Raw genomic sequence first — 16,275 nt, 5'->3', positions numbered from 1 at the left:
TTCGACTTCCTTTCTTAATACAACATTTGTGAGGTGTTTACTTTGTGGACTTGGCATGCTGAAAGACCAGTTGGTACAATTGTGATTGTACATGGTGCGAGTGAATATCACGGCCGATATAAATGGCTGATTGAAATGTGGCGGAATGCAGGCTATCACGTCGTCATGGGTGACTTGCCTGGGCAAGGCACATCGACACGTGCGCGAGGCCACATTCGTTCATTTCAAGAATACATTGATACAGTCGATGAATGGATTGAACATGCGAAATCATTCAGGCTTCCTACATTTTTACTTGGACACAGTATGGGTGGACTCATTTCAATTGAGTGGATGAAGCAGTATACCCATACGAAGTTGAATGGCCTTATTTTATCATCACCTTGTTTAGGTCTGCAATTTAAACCGAAGAAGCTGATGGATTTTGCGTCAAAAGGTCTAAATGTGCTGGCACCGTCTTTTAAAGTGGAGTCAGGGCTGTCGATTGAACTAGCGACACGAAATCAAGCGGTCATTGAGGCAGACTCAAATGATTCTCTTTACGTGACAAAGGTGTCGGTTCGCTGGTATCGAGAGCTGATCAAAAATATCGATGCGGCGATGCAGCCGACGAATGTCTTTAAATCGATCCCGCTCCTTTTAATGCAGGCGGGTGATGATAAGATCGTCGATAAAACAAGGGTGATCAAATGGTTCAATGGCATAGAATCAACCAATAAATCATACCGTGAATGGGAAGAGCTGTATCACGAAATTTTTAATGAACCGGAAAGAGAAGATGTGTTCAAGGCGGCAAGAGCCTTTACAGATCAATATATTTGATTGCGAGCTTTAAGTTGGGGGTGGAGTGATTTGTCAGTACCAGAGCGTCCTTTTGCACTGATGACAAAGGTGTATAAAGATATTTTTCCGCTTGTTCATCAGGAGCTGAAAAAGTGGCGGGCTCATGCAGAAATGATTGAAAATGAAGAACTGAGAACGCAGGCACTAGCGAGCATATCTAGTAAAACGTTTCACTGTGAAGGCGGAGGTATTTTATCTCTTCTAGCAGGTGAAGAGAAAGAAACGTGTATTGAATTCATCGTGGCATATCAAACCATCAGTGATTACTTAGATAACCTATGTGACCGCAGCACGTCGCTTGATCCAAAGGATTTTCATATGCTGCATCAAGCGATGAGAGATGCGCTTGATATTCATGCTGAGCTCAAGCCATATTATCAATTCCGTGAGGATCAAGAGGATCATGGATACTTACATGCGCTTGTCCGCACATGTCAAGACGTGCTTACGCGCGTTGAGCATTATCAAATCATTCAGCCATATTTACATACGCTGTGTGATTACTATAGTGATCTGCAAGTACATAAGCACGTTGTTCCTCATGAGCGTGTGCCAAGGCTAGAGTCGTGGTTCCGCCAATATGAAAAGGATTTGCCGAAGATGGAATGGTATGAGTTTTCAGCTTGTGCGGGATCAACGTTAGGGATATTCTGTCTTGTGGCGTATGCGCTGCAGCCTGATTTTACAGAAAAGCAGGCGAAGCAAATTTACGAAAGCTATTTCCCTTATATTCAAGGTCTGCACATTTTACTCGATTATTTAATTGACCAAGAAGAGGACCGGCTTGGGGGAGATCTGAACTTTTGCTCATACTATGACTCTCATCATGAGATGATGGATAGACTACAGCATTTTATCGAAAAAGCAGATGAGCAGCTGAAAGGCATTCCGCATGAGAACTTTCACAAATTGATTAACAGAGGATTACTCGCGGTCTATTTGTCCGATGAAAAAGTGACAGCCCAAAAAGAGATGAACAAGCTGGCAAAAAGGCTGATCAAATCAAGCGGGAAAACATCGTTCTTTTTCTATATTAACGGAAGAGCCTATCGGACCTATCAGAAAATGCCTTGGATGAAATCATCATAAAAAAGCTCAAATCCATTAGGATTTGAGCTTCAGCGTGTAGACAAACCATCGCGTTCGGTGTCAGGTCTGCAAAGGTTTTCTATCATGCTGAAAAGAAAAAAGCTAAAATGCACATCATTTTAGCTTTTTTTCAATGGCGACCACAAAAGGCGGGTCGTTTTGAATATTCATGTATTGATATGATAAAACTTGTACTTCTTCATGAGACAGTGATCTGCAATAGTCGAGAAGCACTTCTTTTTCTCTTTTACCTTCGGGATGTCCATGGTAGATCACAAGGACGATCAGTCCTCCGGGTTTGAGCCATTCGAGGAGCTGTTTAATCGCTTCAATGGTTGTATGCGCCTGAGTGGTAACGGCTTTATCGCCTCCAGGCAGATACCCAAGGTTAAACACTGCACCAGATATATGTCCATAAACATCCTTCGGCAGATGATCCGCCAGTTTTTCATGTCCATCATGGATCAGGTGAACGTAAGGATATTGATCGCCAAGTCTTTTGCTTGTCTGCTGCAAGGCTTCCTCTTGCACGTCGAATGCAAACACTTGTCCATCAGTTCCTACAAGGTCAGCTAAATAGAGTGTATCGTGTCCGTTTCCCATTGTGGCATCTATGACGATGTCGCCTTTTTGACACGCGCGTTCTAACAGCTCTTTACTAAAAGGAAGCATGCGTTTCAAAATCATTTTGCTGCTTCTTCCAATCTGACGAAACGTTTCCCTTGGTAGCTGTTACGTCTTTCGAGCTCTGCATTAATGGCATTTAGTACTTCCCACTTGTTTACACTCCACATTGGACCAACCATTAATTCAATTGGGCCGTCTCCTGTAATACGATGAATAATCATTTCTGGCGGAAGAATCTCCAGCTGATCACAAACAAGCTGAACATATTCCTCCTGGCTTAAAAACTCAAGCTTTCCTTTTTCATATTGCTTGACCATTGGGGTCCCTTTTAAAAGGTGAAGTAAATGAATTTTTATTCCTTGCACATCTAAATCCGCAACAGCTTTTGCTGTTTCCATCATCATGTCCCGGTTCTCAAGAGGCAATCCGTTGATAATATGCGAGCAGACACGAATTCCGTGCTTTCGCAGTTTTTCTACACCTTCAACGTAGCATTCATAATCATGAGCACGGTTAATGAGCATAGCTGTCCGTTCATGTACCGTTTGAAGACCGAGCTCTACCCATAGGTAAGTGCGTTCGTTTAATTCGGCTAAATATTCCACTACGTCATCCGGTAGACAGTCAGGTCTTGTTGCAATGGATAGACCTACGACACCATCTAGGTTCATGACGGTTTCATATTTTTCTTTTAGGACAGGAAGCGGCGCGTGTGTGTTTGTATACGCCTGAAAATACGCCATGTATTTTCCGTCTTTCCATTTTGTATGCATCCGGTCTTTGATTTCATTAAATTGAGTGATGAGATCATCAGCCCGGTTTCCTGCAAAATCACCAGAACCAGCGGCACTGCAAAATGTACAGCCGCCGTGGGCTACGGTACCATCACGGTTTGGGCAGTCAAAGCCGCCGTCTAAGGCTACTTTAAATACTTTATGACCAAAATGTTCACGTAAATGGTAGTTCCATGTGTGATAACGTTTTTCGCTGTTTGAATATAAAAAAGGGTTATGCTGATCCAAGTCAGTAACCTCCTTGCGTAATAATAGGCATCCTTAAAGTTTAACAAAAATCATGAAGGAGGACAATTGAATCTGTCCAACATTTTCTTTAGTGAAAAAGCTTTATATGGGCAAAATAGGCGGGAGCGATGATGAAATGGAGGGAATGTAAGATGGCAACAAGGCAGTCGATCGATGAATTTATCCAAAAAAGTACGGAAACCCTTGAGTTTGCAAGTGAGCAATTTGATTTGAGCTCACGACAGGAACATTATAATGAGGAAGAATTTTCTAAAGCACAGCTCATGCTTGAGAATACGGTCAACGAATTAGAAAAATTAAAAGATGTCGCCAATGACCAGCAAAGAGAACGGTTAGACAGGGCGCGTGTTCAAATTCAGAGCTTGCAAAACCAAATGATTTTAGGGATTTCTTACGATAACGTTTAATGAACAGATCCTTCTTAAAGGGTCTGTTTTATTTTTTGGATGTTTTCGCAAAGATTGCTGTTTTTGGACATATATTTGTAATTGGTTTTTATTCTGTTAAAATATGTTATATAAAGAAATTGCAAATATCTTTAATCAAGGGGGTAGAAAAAATGTTGGAGACCCTTCCTAATTGGTTTTGGGCATTATATTACTTGTTTTTCTTAGCAACATTTGGAACTGCAATATTCAGTGTTGTGAAAAATAAACATAGGGGATTGTCCATTCTAACCATTGTATTTACTGTTACAATTCCGATTATTAGCCTGATAAATAGCATTGGTAGAGTAGAAGGAATGAATGAATTTGAACACTTATTTAGTCAATTGCAACAGGGGGCAGTTTGGTCTATCTATACAGTTATAGGCTATATATTTTTATTAGTATGGTGGGTGCTAATCCTGTTCAAAAGCAAGTCCAAAAACCAAGTAATAGTATCTAATTAAAACCTTGTAGAGGCCTTAATATTGGGGTCTTTTATTATGCACTTCTCAACATCTCAACTGTACTATAATTAGATTTTTGACACGCTAAAACAAGCCTTTGCTCTACTCGTTTTTCAAATGCTAAATTCTTTTCCTTATCAAGCCATCGGAACCAGTAGAGGTAGTTGTCAAATATTTTGTCGCAACTCCTTGAGAACGCTCCATCCACTTTTACAGGCGATTATGAAAAATTATTAACGTGTTAAATGTGGTAAATCCCCTTCTCTACACGCTGTTTTTGACGCTCATTGACTGTTCATGTTGTAATCCTGTTATCTTGGCGAACTTTTTATAATTTGTTGCTGTATCAGTGCATAGCAAATCAGAAGGGTGAATATACTCACCCTTCTGATTTAACACGACCTGTTCCTGCCTTACGAGCAATTACACTTCCATTACGGTCTTGTGCTACGACAACAGCAATTTTAAGGTTAGAATTACCTCTCTTTTCGTCATTTTCTCCACGCTTTTTGGCTTTTCTATGGGTGATTTCTCGCCCCTTCATAGACCCACGAAAGAAAGTTTCATCACTTTCAACGATACCTTATAGTTGATTAAATCCGAAACCGCCTGATGCGTTCAAGATTTTATGTCTCCAATAAAATGCGGTGGAAATTTGTATTTTAAGGCGTTCAGCAATTTTGGGTAGAGTATAACCCTCAACCATAAACCAGAAGCAAATCTGGCTTCACGGATGCTTTTAAGTAGTTTCGTCATTTTATCTGGTTCGTCTGGAACTTGTTTCATTACGTTAAACAAGGCTAATTGCTCTGATTTGGTTAAATTGCTGAACTCTTCATAAACATTTTCCCACATACTTAAACGCCTCCCGAATGCCCACTGTAACAACCTTTTAACAGTATAATCAAGAGAGCAACAATCTTTACGAAAACAGCCTATTTTTTTCTAGAGTCTCTTGACTTTTCAATTAAGTGTCTATATTGTATTAAGTGTACTACATCAACTAATACACTACAGACACTTAAAAAGTGAAGAAAGGTGTTCAACCATGAAAAAAGAAAAAAAGCCAATCAATTTGAAGTGGATGGTGCTGGCTGTTGCGTTAGCATGTACATTTTTTTTCGTTCTCGTTTTCATTGGTTTTGAAGTTCAAAAAGATTTGATACCCAATTCGGTCCCTTTAATGCAAGGACATGAACAAGCGATAGGACTGCAAAAGCATGAATGAGGAAAGAGGGAGCCATCATGATCCAAATAGATCCAAGAAGCGCTGCGCCAATATATGAACAAATCATTGAGCAGCTCAAAATTTTATGTTTAAAAGGCGTGATGAAGCCAGGTGACAAACTGCCCTCTGTCAGAGAGCTCGCCACCATTATTATTGCCAACCCAAACACCGTGAGCAAAGCGTATAAAGAACTTGAACGGGAAGGGATTATTGAAACACTGAGAGGCCGTGGTACGTATGTAACAGAAGGTGCTCAGTTAAAGCTGAATGAAGGGAAGGTGCTCGAGATGAAAGAACAGTTAAGACAACTCATCATAGAAGCTCATTATGCCGGTATTGATATTCATCAACTGAAGGAATGGCTAGAAGAGATCGGCTCAAGTCTTAAAGGAGGAAAACAAGTTGATTGAGGTCAGAAATGTATCAAAAACTTTAAATGGACGCCAAGTCCTCAGTGACGTTTCCTTCAAAATAGGAAAAGGTGAGATCTTCGGTCTGTTAGGGCGGAATGGCTCTGGAAAAACAACGCTTCTCCGATTGATACAGCAAATTCTTCTTCCGGATGAAGGAGAGATTTATTTTAAAGACGTGCTGGTGAAAGACCACCCTCTAGTGAAGCAAAATATTGTGTTTATGCCAGTCGTGAATCCATTCTTTGACAGATACAATTACGGACAGCTTGTCCAGCTGTTAAAGCATATTTATCCGAGATTTGATGTAACTTATGCCAATGAGCTTGTGAACCGGTATGAAATTCCGGAAAAAGTGAAATATCGTGAATTGTCGACAGGATTAAAGAAACAGCTGTCGCTCATTTTAAGCTTTGCGATCAAACCAGCGGTCATTTTATTGGATGAGCCGACTGATGGAATCGACGCTGTGACAAGAAATGATGTGCTTCAGCTCATGATCGACGAAGTGGCAGAACGTGAAACATCGATTCTCATTACATCTCACCGTTTAGAAGACATTGAGCGTATGTGTAATCGAATCGGATTTTTAGAAGGAAATGAACTCACAAGTGTCATGGATTTAGATGAATTAAAGGATGACTATGTCAAAATCCAAATGGCCTTTGAAGAAGATATGAACTTAAGTATTCGTAAAAATGGCGTTGCGATTTTGGATCAAGCGGGCGTTTTCTATACAGCGCTTGTTCTTAAAACCGACGTGGAGGCTAAAGAGTACTTGAAGTCACTAAAGCCAAAAGTATGGCATGAACTGCCTGTGAATTTAGAAGAAGTATTCATTGCAAAGTTTGGAGGGAAACGCAGATGGTAAAGCGGCAATTATTATATAAGGAGTGGAAGCAGTCTGAGCTGACATTCATTTTAGTGATGATTGTTGCTGCGCTTGCGACGCCCTTTTTATTCTTAATGGAATATTCGTCTTTTCAAACATGTCTAAATGATACAGAGTGTATTACGGATTCACCACGCTTTTCTTATATCTTTAAAACAGATGTTTTTCTTTCCCTTTCCTGGTTAATGGGACTCTTCTTTGCTGTCATTCAGCTTGGATTTGAGAGAAATAAAGGGCAGATGGATTTTACCTTATCCTTGCCATTTAGCAGAAGCTCGATCTATCATACTAAGTTCTTCTTAGGTGCTGGAATCATTGCAGTCGTTCATGCCGTTTCTTATGTTCTTACTTATTTACTTATTTTAGGACTTAACCCACTAGAGACACCTGGCTTTCATAGCGGTTATGTCATTTCGCTTGTGTCCTCCTTGATGTTTTATAGTTTATTTTTTGCAGCGGGTACTTTAACCGGAAGTTCCATTGCGCAAGCAATCGTTGGGTTTAGCACAGCTATTTTACCCTTTTTAGTGATCGGATTACCGCTTGTTCATTTAGATTTTATTATAAAGACAAGTGGAAGTTGGTTAGATAAGAGCTTCGCTTATTTGATATCGCCTATGTCTCCAATCAACTATATTATAGATGAACCTTTCCGATCTGATTATCCTTTTTGGTTCTCAGGCGAAAAAATCATTATACCTATTGTCATGATGGTTCTGTTCTATCTAATTGGCTTAATTAGCTTTATAAAACATCCAATTGAACGAAATGGCCGCTTCTTTCTTTATCAAAAGATCGATCGACCAATTCAAATTATGGTCATTGTCTTCGGAGTTCTAGGATTTGGCTGGGTTGGATTTTCTTCAGACAATTCCATATTTGGTTATATTGCTGGCATGCTCATCGGTGGAGCTGTGGGCGCACTAACGAGTTATTTCTTAATCTATCGAAAAAGATAAACAGAGAGCAGGGGAGTAGAGATGATTCAGATTCAAGCATTAGATCATGTATTTAAAATTGGTAAAAAAGGCAGGGAAAATGAAATTCCTGTACTAAAAGGGATTGACCTGTCCATTAAAAGAGGCGATATTGCTTGTATTGTTGGACGAAGTGGTTCAGGGAAATCGACTTTGTTGAACTTAATATCAGGTTATATTACGCCAACGAGTGGACAAATTACCATTGATGGCACCAATGTGACTGGCTTTAATGAAAAAGAATGGGCAGACTTTCGCTTAGATCACTTTGGCTTTATCTTTCAAAGCTTTCAGTTGATTGGGAGCTTAACAACGTATGAGAATGTTGAACTTCCGCTCACTTTAAAAGGTGTGAAGCCGTCTGAACGAAAAGAGAAAGTAAAAGAAATGCTGAAACGAGTAGGTCTTGAACATCACGCAGGACATTACCCAAATGAGCTGTCAGGCGGACAGCAGCAGCGTGTGAGTATTGCAAGAGCCTTGATTTTAAATCCATCTATTATTTTAGCGGATGAACCTACAGGGAGTCTCGATTCAGAAACTGAAGGAGAAATTCTAGCCTTTATCCAGCAGCTCAATCGTGAAAAAGGAATTACATTTGTCATCATTACACATGACGATGAAGTCGCTTCAATCGCAGACACAACGTTCCAGCTTCACGATGGTGTATTAAAGAAAGGGGAACAGTCCATTGAAATTTAGAGATCAGGTCAAATTCATTAGAAGAAATATGAAGAAAAATAGATTGCGTGTGTTTATGACCATTCTTGCAACGACAATGGCATGCTCTTTCTTAATCGTTTTAGCTTCTGTCGGTTTTGGTTTGCAAAAATCAGCTCAAGATGAAATTATGAAGCAGCAAATCATCACAGAAATTAAAGTGTTAGGAAAAGAAAAAGGAGACGTCAAGATTGATGATTTAAAGAAATATGATCATGTGAAATCTGTCGTCTCAAGAACATCGATCATTCCATTGGTTAACGTCGAGCTCGATGACCGTTCAAGTGAAACACATGCTGCTTTAACCGATATGAAAGAAGAAAAAGAAGCAGGGCTTGAACTAGACCGAGGAAAAGTCCCAACGTCAGCGAACGAAATTGTGGTTGGGTATCATATGGCGCAGCAACTGTGGACAAAAAAAGAACGCGAAGCCTATGAAAAAGAATTAAACCAGACGTCAAATGGGGAAGAAACACCGAAGGAGCCTAAAGGCTACACGAAAGATATTTTAAATAAAGTGATTCAAATCAAAGTGCCAAAACTAAATGAAGAAGATGAAGTCGTTAAAGAAAAAACATTTGATTTCCGTGTAGTAGGTGTTTTGAAAAAGCCGAATTTGGAGTGGCAGGAGGATCATAAAATTCTGATTCCGAATGCTTATGAAAAAGAATTTGGCCAAATACTCGACCTGTCTCCTGAAGCAGGAAATGTCGAGAAAATGACCTCTGTTTATGCAGATAAATTCGACAATGTCGGTGCACTCACGGATAAACTAACAGATGAGGGCTACCAAGTCATCTCTGTGACGAATCAGCTAGAAGGAATGGCTATGTTCTTTACAGTCTTCAAAATTGGACTTATTTTTGTCGGATGTATTGCAGTCATTATTTCTGCCATCGGTATTTTCAATACGATGACCATGGCGGTAACAGAGCGAACACAAGAGATTGGGATTATGAAAGCCATTGGCGCGAATCCATCCATTATCAAGCGAATGTTCCTAATGGAAAGTGCTTATATTGGAGTCATCGGATCAATCATCGGTATTATCATCTCATATATCATTAGTTTCGCCGTTAATTTAATCATCCCAGCCATTTTATCATCCATGTCTGAGGGAGGATCAAGTGATCAATTCTCGATTACTTTTTCATATATTCCACTCAGCCTTGTGATTACAGCAACAGTGATCAGCGCAGGGGTAGCGATCATCTCAGGGCTGAACCCGGCACGTAAGGCAACAAAAACGAATGTATTAGCAGCTTTAAGAAGAGAAATCTAAAAAAGAACCTCCTGAAAACCCGATTGGGCACTCAGGAGGTTCTTTTTAATCAAACATCGCTATTGCTTAGGTGCCCTGTATCCGGCACGCTCAGCCTCTTCTACGGAGCAGAACATTTTGGCTACATTCTTTGTTCTAGAGTAGTATCTGCTGCTTGGTGTGTGATAAATACCGTTGACACTCCCTTTAATGTTACAGGCAGCTGATTCTTTTTTTGTTTCCTTTTGTGATTCATGACCGCCTGTGTTTTTTCCTTCATCTTTAGGAGCAGAGCGCTGGACGGTGGAAGACTTCGTATCGCTGCTACTATTCTTGTTTTCTTGTTTGAGTGTTTCATTGTTGGAGGTAAGCTTGTCTATTTTCTCTTCAAGCGATTGAATGGTCTTTTCTTGCTGTTTGACCGTTTCTTTTTCTGAGGTGATCGTTTCTAGCTTTTTTTCCAGCTTTTCTTTTTCCTTCTTCGCGTCTTCTAAAGAGGAGGTAAGCGACTCTTTATCAGCTTTTAAGCTCGAAATGTCAGCTGAGAGCTCCTTTTGATCCTTTAAAAGCTGTTCGGAAGATGGATCGGCTTGTGCTTTTGGTGAATTTGCAGCAGCAAGCGGTAATGACATAATGGAAAAGAAGAGACCAATGATCAAAAAAGGATAAAAAAGTTTCTTTGAAAAAATCAGCTCGTTCTTGCGTTTGAGTAAGAAGAAATTGACGGCATATCCGATGGCAAAACAGATACATAAAAGACCTATGATGAGTAACAACATATCTACCAGCCCCCCTAAATTGCTATTTACACCTATCATACCTCATTTTTCCATTTTGGGGACCAGTTCAAATAAAAAAACCCTGTTTACACAGGGTTTTCAGCTAATGGTAATCCTTTTATGGCTTCTTTTACTGTCAAATAAGTGATCGTATTCTGGAAATCTGTATCGAGGTCTTTCATTTTCATCGCAAGCTGCGGTTTGATTCCAGTGATGATTAGTTCGGTTCCCGTTAGATTGAGAAGATGATGCAGTTTGAAAATACGTGCTGCGACGGAATCATCGACTTCGATTAAACCAGAAAGGTCGACAATTAAATAATCATCCTTTGAATCATCTAATATACAGGTTAACTTAGCGACAATGGCATCAAAGCGCTCTTCAGATAATTTTCCGATAAGCGGAAGGGCAGATACACCATTTTTGATTGGGACGATTGGCGTCGAAAGAGAGGTGACTTCCTGTAAGGAATCTTCTAGGAGCTGTTCATATTCTTTCTGTTTCGTAATATCCTTTTGAAAACCAATGAAAAATGTTTTGTCATCTTGTTCAATGTATAGAGGATCTATATTGAGTTCATTCCAAAAAAAAGTGCCGTCTTTTTTATAATTTTTTAGCTGTGTGGTAATAGGTGTTTTGTTTTGAATTCCATGACGAATTAAAGCAAGCTGCTTTTGATCCGTGTCTTTTCCTTGAAGGAATCGACAATTACGCCCAAGAATCTCATCTGGTTTGTATCCAGTCATTTGTGTAAAGCCATGATTCACATAAACGATAGGGTTATCCTCTAAGGAAGGGTCTGTAATGACAACACCGATGCGCGCATGATCCAGCGCTTTTTTGATGAGTTCAAGCTGTTTTTGCAAGCCGAAAATGTTCGAGCTGACCATATTACCCTCCTTTGCTGCTATAAGACATATCAAATGGTTGTCTTTTCAACCAAATGAATCCTTATAAACGTAACATAACATATGTTCTGTTTCAACGATTGCAAACGCTTTGTTAAATTTGTCATCATAGTTTGTCCTCCATTAGAATAGAGTAAGTAAGGAGACTTTTCATTAGAAAAAGAAGGAATCAATTACTCAACATTCATAAAATGACAAAAATAGTTAATATGGATTAGGTAAAAATGATTCCAATGCATCAAGATTGTTTTTAGGTCATTCACATATAATGGAAGAAACAAGCTTTTTTTCTTCGTTAGAGAGAATAGACCTTTTACATGGATTATGACGGAACAGCAGAATGGCATTACAGGGGGCTGGACAGCCTGAAGTCGCTTTACTATTCTAAGGGCTTTAGGAAGGTGATGAAAATGCTGCAACAAGTCATTATTGCTTGCGCCATTGGAGGGGTCATGGGCATTCTCGGTCACGTAAAGAAAAAAGGCAGGCTAGAGAAGCCCAGAATGACAAAAAAGTTTATTTACTTAGGGTTTATTGAAGATTGGCTCGTTGGGATGATTGCCGCTACACTGCTTGTCTTATCCTCAAATCCCGAATCTAGTCTGCACTTGATCATCTTATCAATTATTTCAGGTTACGGAGGAGAAGCAGTTCTGCGAAGCTTTGATTTTGTAAGAGATCAGCGTTCACAGGATGCAGATTCCAGCCGTCATAACCGATCTCCACACGAATAATATCCTCTACTTTACCCTAGTCTAGGGTACATTCCCATTGTATACAAACCTGCTTGCACTTATGATCATAATTCTATAAAATACTACTTAGATGACGGTTACGATAAGAACAGTGAAGAGGAGTAGTAGGAAAGCAGTATTTGTCTTTAGAGAATTGACGGCTGGTGAAAGTCAATCAAATCTGCTTCTGAACTCGCCTCAGAGTTGCAGTTGCGTTAAAGCTTCTGTCGCATGTCTGCGTTAAAGATATTAAGTGAGCGTACGAACAGCATGTTACGCTAACAAGGGTGGTACCGCGGGAACCAAAAAATCTCTCGTCCCTTTCCAGGGATGAGGGTTTTTTGTTGATTTTAGAAAAATCTGAATTCTTGCAGTGGTCATCTAAGCAGATAAAGCCGTACATATTAAAGGAGGTTTTCACATTGAGTTTTCAGCATCGGGAAATTGAAAAGAAGTGGCAGGATTATTGGCTGACACATAAAACATTCGCCACATCTGACTCGGAAGATAAACCGAAGTTTTATGCGCTTGATATGTTTCCATATCCATCAGGAGCAGGGCTTCATGTCGGGCACCCTGAGGGCTATACAGCAACGGATATTTTATCACGCATGAAACGTATGCAGGGATATGATGTTCTTCATCCAATGGGATGGGACGCATTTGGTCTCCCGGCAGAACAGTATGCACTTGATACAGGGAATGACCCGGCGGCCTTTACAGAAGAGAACATCAATAACTTCCGCCGCCAAATTCAATCACTAGGGTTCTCGTATGATTGGGATCGAGAAATCAACACAACAGATCCGAATTACTACAAATGGACACAATGGATTTTCTTAAAATTGTACGAAAAAGGATTGGCCTATATCGATGAAGTACCAGTGAACTGGTGCCCAGCGCTTGGCACAGTGCTTGCAAACGAAGAAGTCATTGATGGAAAAAGTGAACGCGGAGGCCATCCTGTTGAAAGACGTCCTATGAAGCAGTGGATGCTAAAGATTACAGCATATGCGGACAGGCTGTTAGAAGATTTAGAGGACATTGATTGGCCTGAAAGCATCAAAGATATGCAGCGTAACTGGATCGGACGCTCTGAAGGTGCTCATGTTCATTTTGAAGTAGAAGGGCATAACGAACAGTTTACGGTTTTTACAACGCGTCCTGATACACTATTTGGTGCAACTTATGCGGTGCTTGCTCCAGAACATGCACTAGTTGAAAAAATTACATCAGCTACTCAAAAAGAAGCAGTCGAAGCATATATCAAAGAAATTCAATCGAAGAGTGATTTAGAGCGGACAGATCTTGCCAAAACGAAAACGGGTATTTTCACAGGGGCATATGCCATCAATCCGTTAAATGGTGAAAAAATGCCGATCTGGATTGCAGATTACGTGTTAGCCACTTATGGAACAGGGGCGATTATGGCCGTACCTGCTCATGATGAACGTGATTATGAATTCGCCAAAACCTTTGATCTTCCAATCAAAGAAGTGGTAGAAGGCGGAGACATCGAAAAAGAAGCCTACACAGGTGATGGAAAGCACATTAACTCTGATTTCCTAAATGGCTTAGGAAAAGAAGAGGCGATTGAAAAAGCGATTGCATGGCTTGAAGAACATCAAAAAGGTGAAAAGAAAGTCACATATCGTTTAAGAGACTGGCTATTTAGCCGTCAGCGCTACTGGGGTGAACCAATTCCAATCATTCATTGGGAGGACGGAACATCTTCAGCTGTTTCAGAGGAAGAGCTTCCACTGATCTTGCCTAAGACGACTGAGATTAAGCCAAGTGGTACAGGTGAATCACCATTGGCCAATATTAAAGACTGGGTTGAGGTTGTAGATCCTGTAACAGGTAAGAAAGGCCGCCGTGAAACGAATACAATGCCGCAGTGGGCAGGAAGCTGCTGGTATTTCTTACGTTATATTGATCCTCATAACTCAGAAGAGCTTGCATCTCCTGAGAAGCTGAAGAAATGGCTTCCAGTTGATGTGTATATCGGCGGAGCAGAACACGCTGTACTACATCTTCTATATGCACGCTTCTGGCATAAATTCTTGTATGATATCGGTGTTGTTCCAACAAAAGAACCTTTCATGAAATTGTTCAACCAAGGCATGATTCTTGGGGAAAACAATGAAAAAATGAGTAAATCAAAAGGAAATGTGGTCAACCCGGATGATATCGTAGAATCTCATGGTGCAGATACATTACGACTTTATGAAATGTTCATGGGACCTTTAGATGCGTCAATTGCTTGGTCTGAAACAGGACTTGATGGCGCTCGTCGTTTCCTTGATCGTGTATGGCGTCTATTTACAAATGAAGATGGCTCACTTAGTGATAAAGTGACAGAGCAATCTGGCGGCGCATTAGAACGCAGCTATCATGAAACAGTCATGAAGGTAACTGATCATTATGAAGGCTTGCGTTTCAATACAGGCATTTCACAATTAATGGTGTTTATCAACGATGCCTATAAGGCTGATACACTGCCGAAAGAATATGCAGAAGGCTTTGTAAAGCTTCTTTCTCCAATTGCACCGCATCTTGCAGAAGAGCTTTGGAATAAACTTGGTCATGAAGGGTCTATTTCTTATGAAGCATGGCCTCAATATGATGAGTCAAAGCTTGTCGACGATGAAGTAGAAATTGTCGTACAGCTTAACGGTAAAGTGAAAGCAAAATTAACCGTTCCTGCTGATGCAACAAGGGAGCAGTTAGAAGAGCTTGCGAAAAATGATGCACGAGTAAAAGAACAGCTGGAAGGGAAAACCATTCGTAAAGTGATTGCGGTTCCTGGGAAGCTTGTCAATATTGTTGCGAACTAATGATGACACCCATCGGTATTTAACCGGTGGGTGTTCTTTATTTCCCGGGACATAATTTTGTCGAAAACAAGGTGATTCCTGCATCGGTCTCGTATTTTAACAGGTGATCAAGAAAATGAGGAGTGACGTCAATGGAAAAGGAAAACAAACGTGAACAACTGCTCAGTCTGTTAGGAGAAATGCCAGAACGTCATCGCGTGGAGGCTTATACGTTAAAAATGGAGGAACGTGAATCATATGTAGTGGAAACACTCATTCTCTCCATAAATGGCGTAGAGGAAGTCCCTGCTTATTTCGTGAAACCGAAGGATACGGTGAAAAAAAGACCCGTAGTACTGTTTCAGCACTCTCATGGCGGTAATTATGTCAACGGGAAGGAAGAGCTGTTAGAGGGTGCTCATTATTTGCAAACGCCTTCATATGCAAAAGAGTTTACGTCAAAAGGATATAGTGTACTGGCCATTGATCATGCAGGGTTTGGTGAGAGAAGGGGAAGAACAGAAAGTGAAATTTTTAAGGAAATGCTTTTAACAGGAAAAGTGATGTGGGGCATGATGCTGTATGAAAGCATGTGTGCGATTGATTATTTGCTATCTCGATCTGATGTACTGGCGGACCGGTTAGCTGTCTTTGGGATGTCAATGGGCGGTCTCCTTTCCTGGTGGACGGCTGCACTTGATGAGAGGGTAAGTGTGTGTATTGATCTTTGCGCACAGGTGGATCATCATACATTAATTGAAACGAACAATTTGGATAGGCATGGCTTTTATTACTATGTACCGAGATTAGCAAAGTATTTTACAGCAGCGGACATTCAAGAAATGATTTTTCCAAGACCGCATTTAAGCTTAGTTGGAAAACTTGATCAGCTCACGCCTGCTGAAGGCGTTGGAAGGATTCAAAAGGTATTGAGTCAAACCTATCAAGCTGCTTCATTGAAAGAACGATATCAGCTTGCCCATCTTCATGCAGGTCATTTTGAAACAGCCGCTATGCGTCACGAGGCGACACGATTTTTGAAAAAGTGGCTGTAAT

17 protein-coding genes, 1 pseudogene and 1 other annotated feature are annotated in these 16,275 nt (G+C 40.4%); of the genes and pseudogenes, 13 read left to right on the top strand and 5 right to left on the bottom strand.

Translation table 11 applies throughout. From position 1 onward, the window contains the following. The first annotated feature begins 42 nt into the window (after positions 1-42). Both MHI46_RS14220 and MHI46_RS14215 read left to right on the top strand, forming a co-directional pair. Complete coding sequence (locus MHI46_RS14220; RefSeq protein ID WP_024424906.1) at positions 43-822, top strand: alpha/beta hydrolase; 780 nt, start codon at positions 43-45, stop codon at positions 820-822. Positions 823-852: 30 nt separating this feature from the next. After that, entirely contained in the window at positions 853-1,932 is a 1,080-nt protein-coding gene (locus MHI46_RS14215) for a tetraprenyl-beta-curcumene synthase family protein (RefSeq protein WP_342502905.1), read from the top strand. A 114-nt stretch (positions 1,933-2,046) separates the two neighbouring features. Here the strand turns inward: MHI46_RS14215 and MHI46_RS14210 are convergent, their stop codons facing one another. Both MHI46_RS14210 and MHI46_RS14205 read right to left on the bottom strand, forming a co-directional pair. Beyond that, the gene (locus MHI46_RS14210) at positions 2,047-2,619 is read right to left on the bottom strand and encodes a class I SAM-dependent methyltransferase (protein WP_041086761.1); all 573 of its coding nucleotides are present in this window, start codon (positions 2,617-2,619) and stop codon (positions 2,047-2,049) included. Further along, complete coding sequence (locus tag MHI46_RS14205; RefSeq protein WP_017358356.1) at positions 2,616-3,581, bottom strand: TIGR01212 family radical SAM protein; 966 nt, start codon at positions 3,579-3,581, stop codon at positions 2,616-2,618. The genes MHI46_RS14210 and MHI46_RS14205 overlap by 4 nt, the downstream gene beginning before the upstream one ends. A gap of 152 nt (positions 3,582-3,733) precedes the next feature. Here MHI46_RS14205 and MHI46_RS14200 point away from each other — a divergent pair, with 152 nt between their 5' ends. Together MHI46_RS14200 and MHI46_RS14195 are read left to right on the top strand one after the other, a co-directional pair. Next, complete coding sequence (locus MHI46_RS14200; RefSeq protein ID WP_039180834.1) at positions 3,734-4,009, top strand: YtzC family protein; 276 nt, start codon at positions 3,734-3,736, stop codon at positions 4,007-4,009. A gap of 152 nt (positions 4,010-4,161) precedes the next feature. Beyond that, positions 4,162-4,494 carry a hypothetical protein gene (locus MHI46_RS14195; RefSeq protein WP_039183270.1) on the top strand — a complete coding sequence of 111 codons (333 nt, stop codon included), beginning with the start codon at positions 4,162-4,164 and terminating at the stop codon, positions 4,492-4,494. Positions 4,495-4,528: 34 nt separating this feature from the next. Here the strand turns inward: MHI46_RS14195 and MHI46_RS14190 are convergent. Continuing rightward, positions 4,529-5,349 (bottom strand): annotated as a pseudogene (locus MHI46_RS14190) (IS1595 family transposase). Positions 5,350-5,542: 193 nt separating this feature from the next. On the opposite strand from MHI46_RS14190, the gene MHI46_RS14185 reads away from it, so the two are divergent. The 6 genes from MHI46_RS14185 to MHI46_RS14160 are packed head-to-tail and all read left to right on the top strand — an operon-like array spanning position 5,543 to position 10,003. Then, positions 5,543-5,722 carry a hypothetical protein gene (locus MHI46_RS14185; RefSeq protein WP_039180825.1) on the top strand — a complete coding sequence of 60 codons (180 nt, stop codon included), beginning with the start codon at positions 5,543-5,545 and terminating at the stop codon, positions 5,720-5,722. Positions 5,723-5,739: 17 nt separating this feature from the next. Next, positions 5,740-6,132, top strand: coding sequence for a GntR family transcriptional regulator (locus MHI46_RS14180; protein WP_019743690.1), 393 nt, complete (start codon positions 5,740-5,742; stop codon positions 6,130-6,132). Continuing rightward, a complete protein-coding gene (locus tag MHI46_RS14175) occupies positions 6,125-7,003 on the top strand; it encodes an ABC transporter ATP-binding protein (protein WP_041086754.1) in 879 nt (292 codons plus the stop codon). The genes MHI46_RS14180 and MHI46_RS14175 overlap by 8 nt, the downstream gene beginning before the upstream one ends. Beyond that, complete coding sequence (locus tag MHI46_RS14170) at positions 6,997-7,983, top strand: ABC transporter permease subunit (protein ID WP_251180623.1); 987 nt, start codon at positions 6,997-6,999, stop codon at positions 7,981-7,983. Before MHI46_RS14175 ends, MHI46_RS14170 begins: the two co-directional genes overlap by 7 nt. Before the next feature lie 21 nt (positions 7,984-8,004). Continuing rightward, a complete protein-coding gene (locus tag MHI46_RS14165; protein ID WP_039180816.1) occupies positions 8,005-8,703 on the top strand; it encodes an ABC transporter ATP-binding protein in 699 nt (232 codons plus the stop codon). Next, positions 8,693-10,003 (top strand): ABC transporter permease, encoded by a 1,311-nt coding sequence (locus MHI46_RS14160; protein ID WP_251180622.1) that lies wholly within the window; start codon positions 8,693-8,695, stop codon positions 10,001-10,003. Before MHI46_RS14165 ends, MHI46_RS14160 begins: the two co-directional genes overlap by 11 nt. A 59-nt stretch (positions 10,004-10,062) precedes the next feature. On the opposite strand, the gene MHI46_RS14155 is transcribed toward MHI46_RS14160, so the two are convergent. Both MHI46_RS14155 and MHI46_RS14150 read right to left on the bottom strand, forming a co-directional pair. After that, positions 10,063-10,761, bottom strand: a complete 699-nt coding sequence (locus MHI46_RS14155; protein ID WP_251180621.1) for a hypothetical protein — start codon at positions 10,759-10,761, stop codon at positions 10,063-10,065. Between the two features lie 86 nt (positions 10,762-10,847). Next, complete coding sequence (locus tag MHI46_RS14150; protein WP_039180805.1) at positions 10,848-11,651, bottom strand: STAS domain-containing protein; 804 nt, start codon at positions 11,649-11,651, stop codon at positions 10,848-10,850. A gap of 422 nt (positions 11,652-12,073) precedes the next feature. On the opposite strand from MHI46_RS14150, the gene MHI46_RS14145 reads away from it, so the two are divergent. From MHI46_RS14145 to MHI46_RS14135, 3 genes are all read left to right on the top strand, one after another. Continuing rightward, the gene (locus MHI46_RS14145) at positions 12,074-12,403 is read left to right on the top strand and encodes a DUF4257 domain-containing protein (RefSeq protein ID WP_228280384.1); all 330 of its coding nucleotides are present in this window, start codon (positions 12,074-12,076) and stop codon (positions 12,401-12,403) included. Between the two features lie 103 nt (positions 12,404-12,506). Continuing rightward, positions 12,507-12,728 (top strand) — a binding site (T-box leader). Between the two features lie 97 nt (positions 12,729-12,825). Beyond that, a complete protein-coding gene (gene leuS, locus MHI46_RS14140) occupies positions 12,826-15,240 on the top strand; it encodes a leucine--tRNA ligase (RefSeq protein ID WP_039180797.1) in 2,415 nt (804 codons plus the stop codon). A 131-nt stretch (positions 15,241-15,371) separates the two neighbouring features. Further along, positions 15,372-16,274: an alpha/beta fold hydrolase gene (locus MHI46_RS14135; protein WP_106025774.1), complete on the top strand. Its 903-nt coding sequence runs from the start codon at positions 15,372-15,374 to the stop codon at positions 16,272-16,274. The last annotated feature ends 1 nt before the right edge of the window (position 16,275 follow it).

The sequence above is a fragment of the Bacillus sp. FSL K6-1000 genome (genome assembly GCF_038630785.1).
Classification (GTDB): Bacteria; Bacillota; Bacilli; order Bacillales; family Bacillaceae; genus Bacillus; species Bacillus safensis.
This window is presented reverse-complemented; position numbering and strand designations above follow the sequence as displayed.

Coding starts and splice junctions, on each gene's coding strand:
- MHI46_RS14210 (WP_041086761.1), bottom strand. CDS start 2,619: ATGATTTTGAAACGCATGCTTCCTTTTAGTAAAGAGCTGTTAGAACGC.
- MHI46_RS14200 (WP_039180834.1), top strand. CDS start 3,734: ATGGCAACAAGGCAGTCGATCGATGAATTTATCCAAAAAAGTACGGAA.
- MHI46_RS14195 (WP_039183270.1), top strand. CDS start 4,162: ATGTTGGAGACCCTTCCTAATTGGTTTTGGGCATTATATTACTTGTTT.
- MHI46_RS14185 (WP_039180825.1), top strand. CDS start 5,543: ATGAAAAAAGAAAAAAAGCCAATCAATTTGAAGTGGATGGTGCTGGCT.
- MHI46_RS14180 (WP_019743690.1), top strand. CDS start 5,740: ATGATCCAAATAGATCCAAGAAGCGCTGCGCCAATATATGAACAAATC.
- MHI46_RS14170 (WP_251180623.1), top strand. CDS start 6,997: ATGGTAAAGCGGCAATTATTATATAAGGAGTGGAAGCAGTCTGAGCTG.
- MHI46_RS14165 (WP_039180816.1), top strand. CDS start 8,005: ATGATTCAGATTCAAGCATTAGATCATGTATTTAAAATTGGTAAAAAA.
- MHI46_RS14155 (WP_251180621.1), bottom strand. CDS start 10,761: ATGTTGTTACTCATCATAGGTCTTTTATGTATCTGTTTTGCCATCGGA.
- MHI46_RS14150 (WP_039180805.1), bottom strand. CDS start 11,651: ATGGTCAGCTCGAACATTTTCGGCTTGCAAAAACAGCTTGAACTCATC.
- MHI46_RS14145 (WP_228280384.1), top strand. CDS start 12,074: ATGAAAATGCTGCAACAAGTCATTATTGCTTGCGCCATTGGAGGGGTC.
- MHI46_RS14135 (WP_106025774.1), top strand. CDS start 15,372: ATGGAAAAGGAAAACAAACGTGAACAACTGCTCAGTCTGTTAGGAGAA.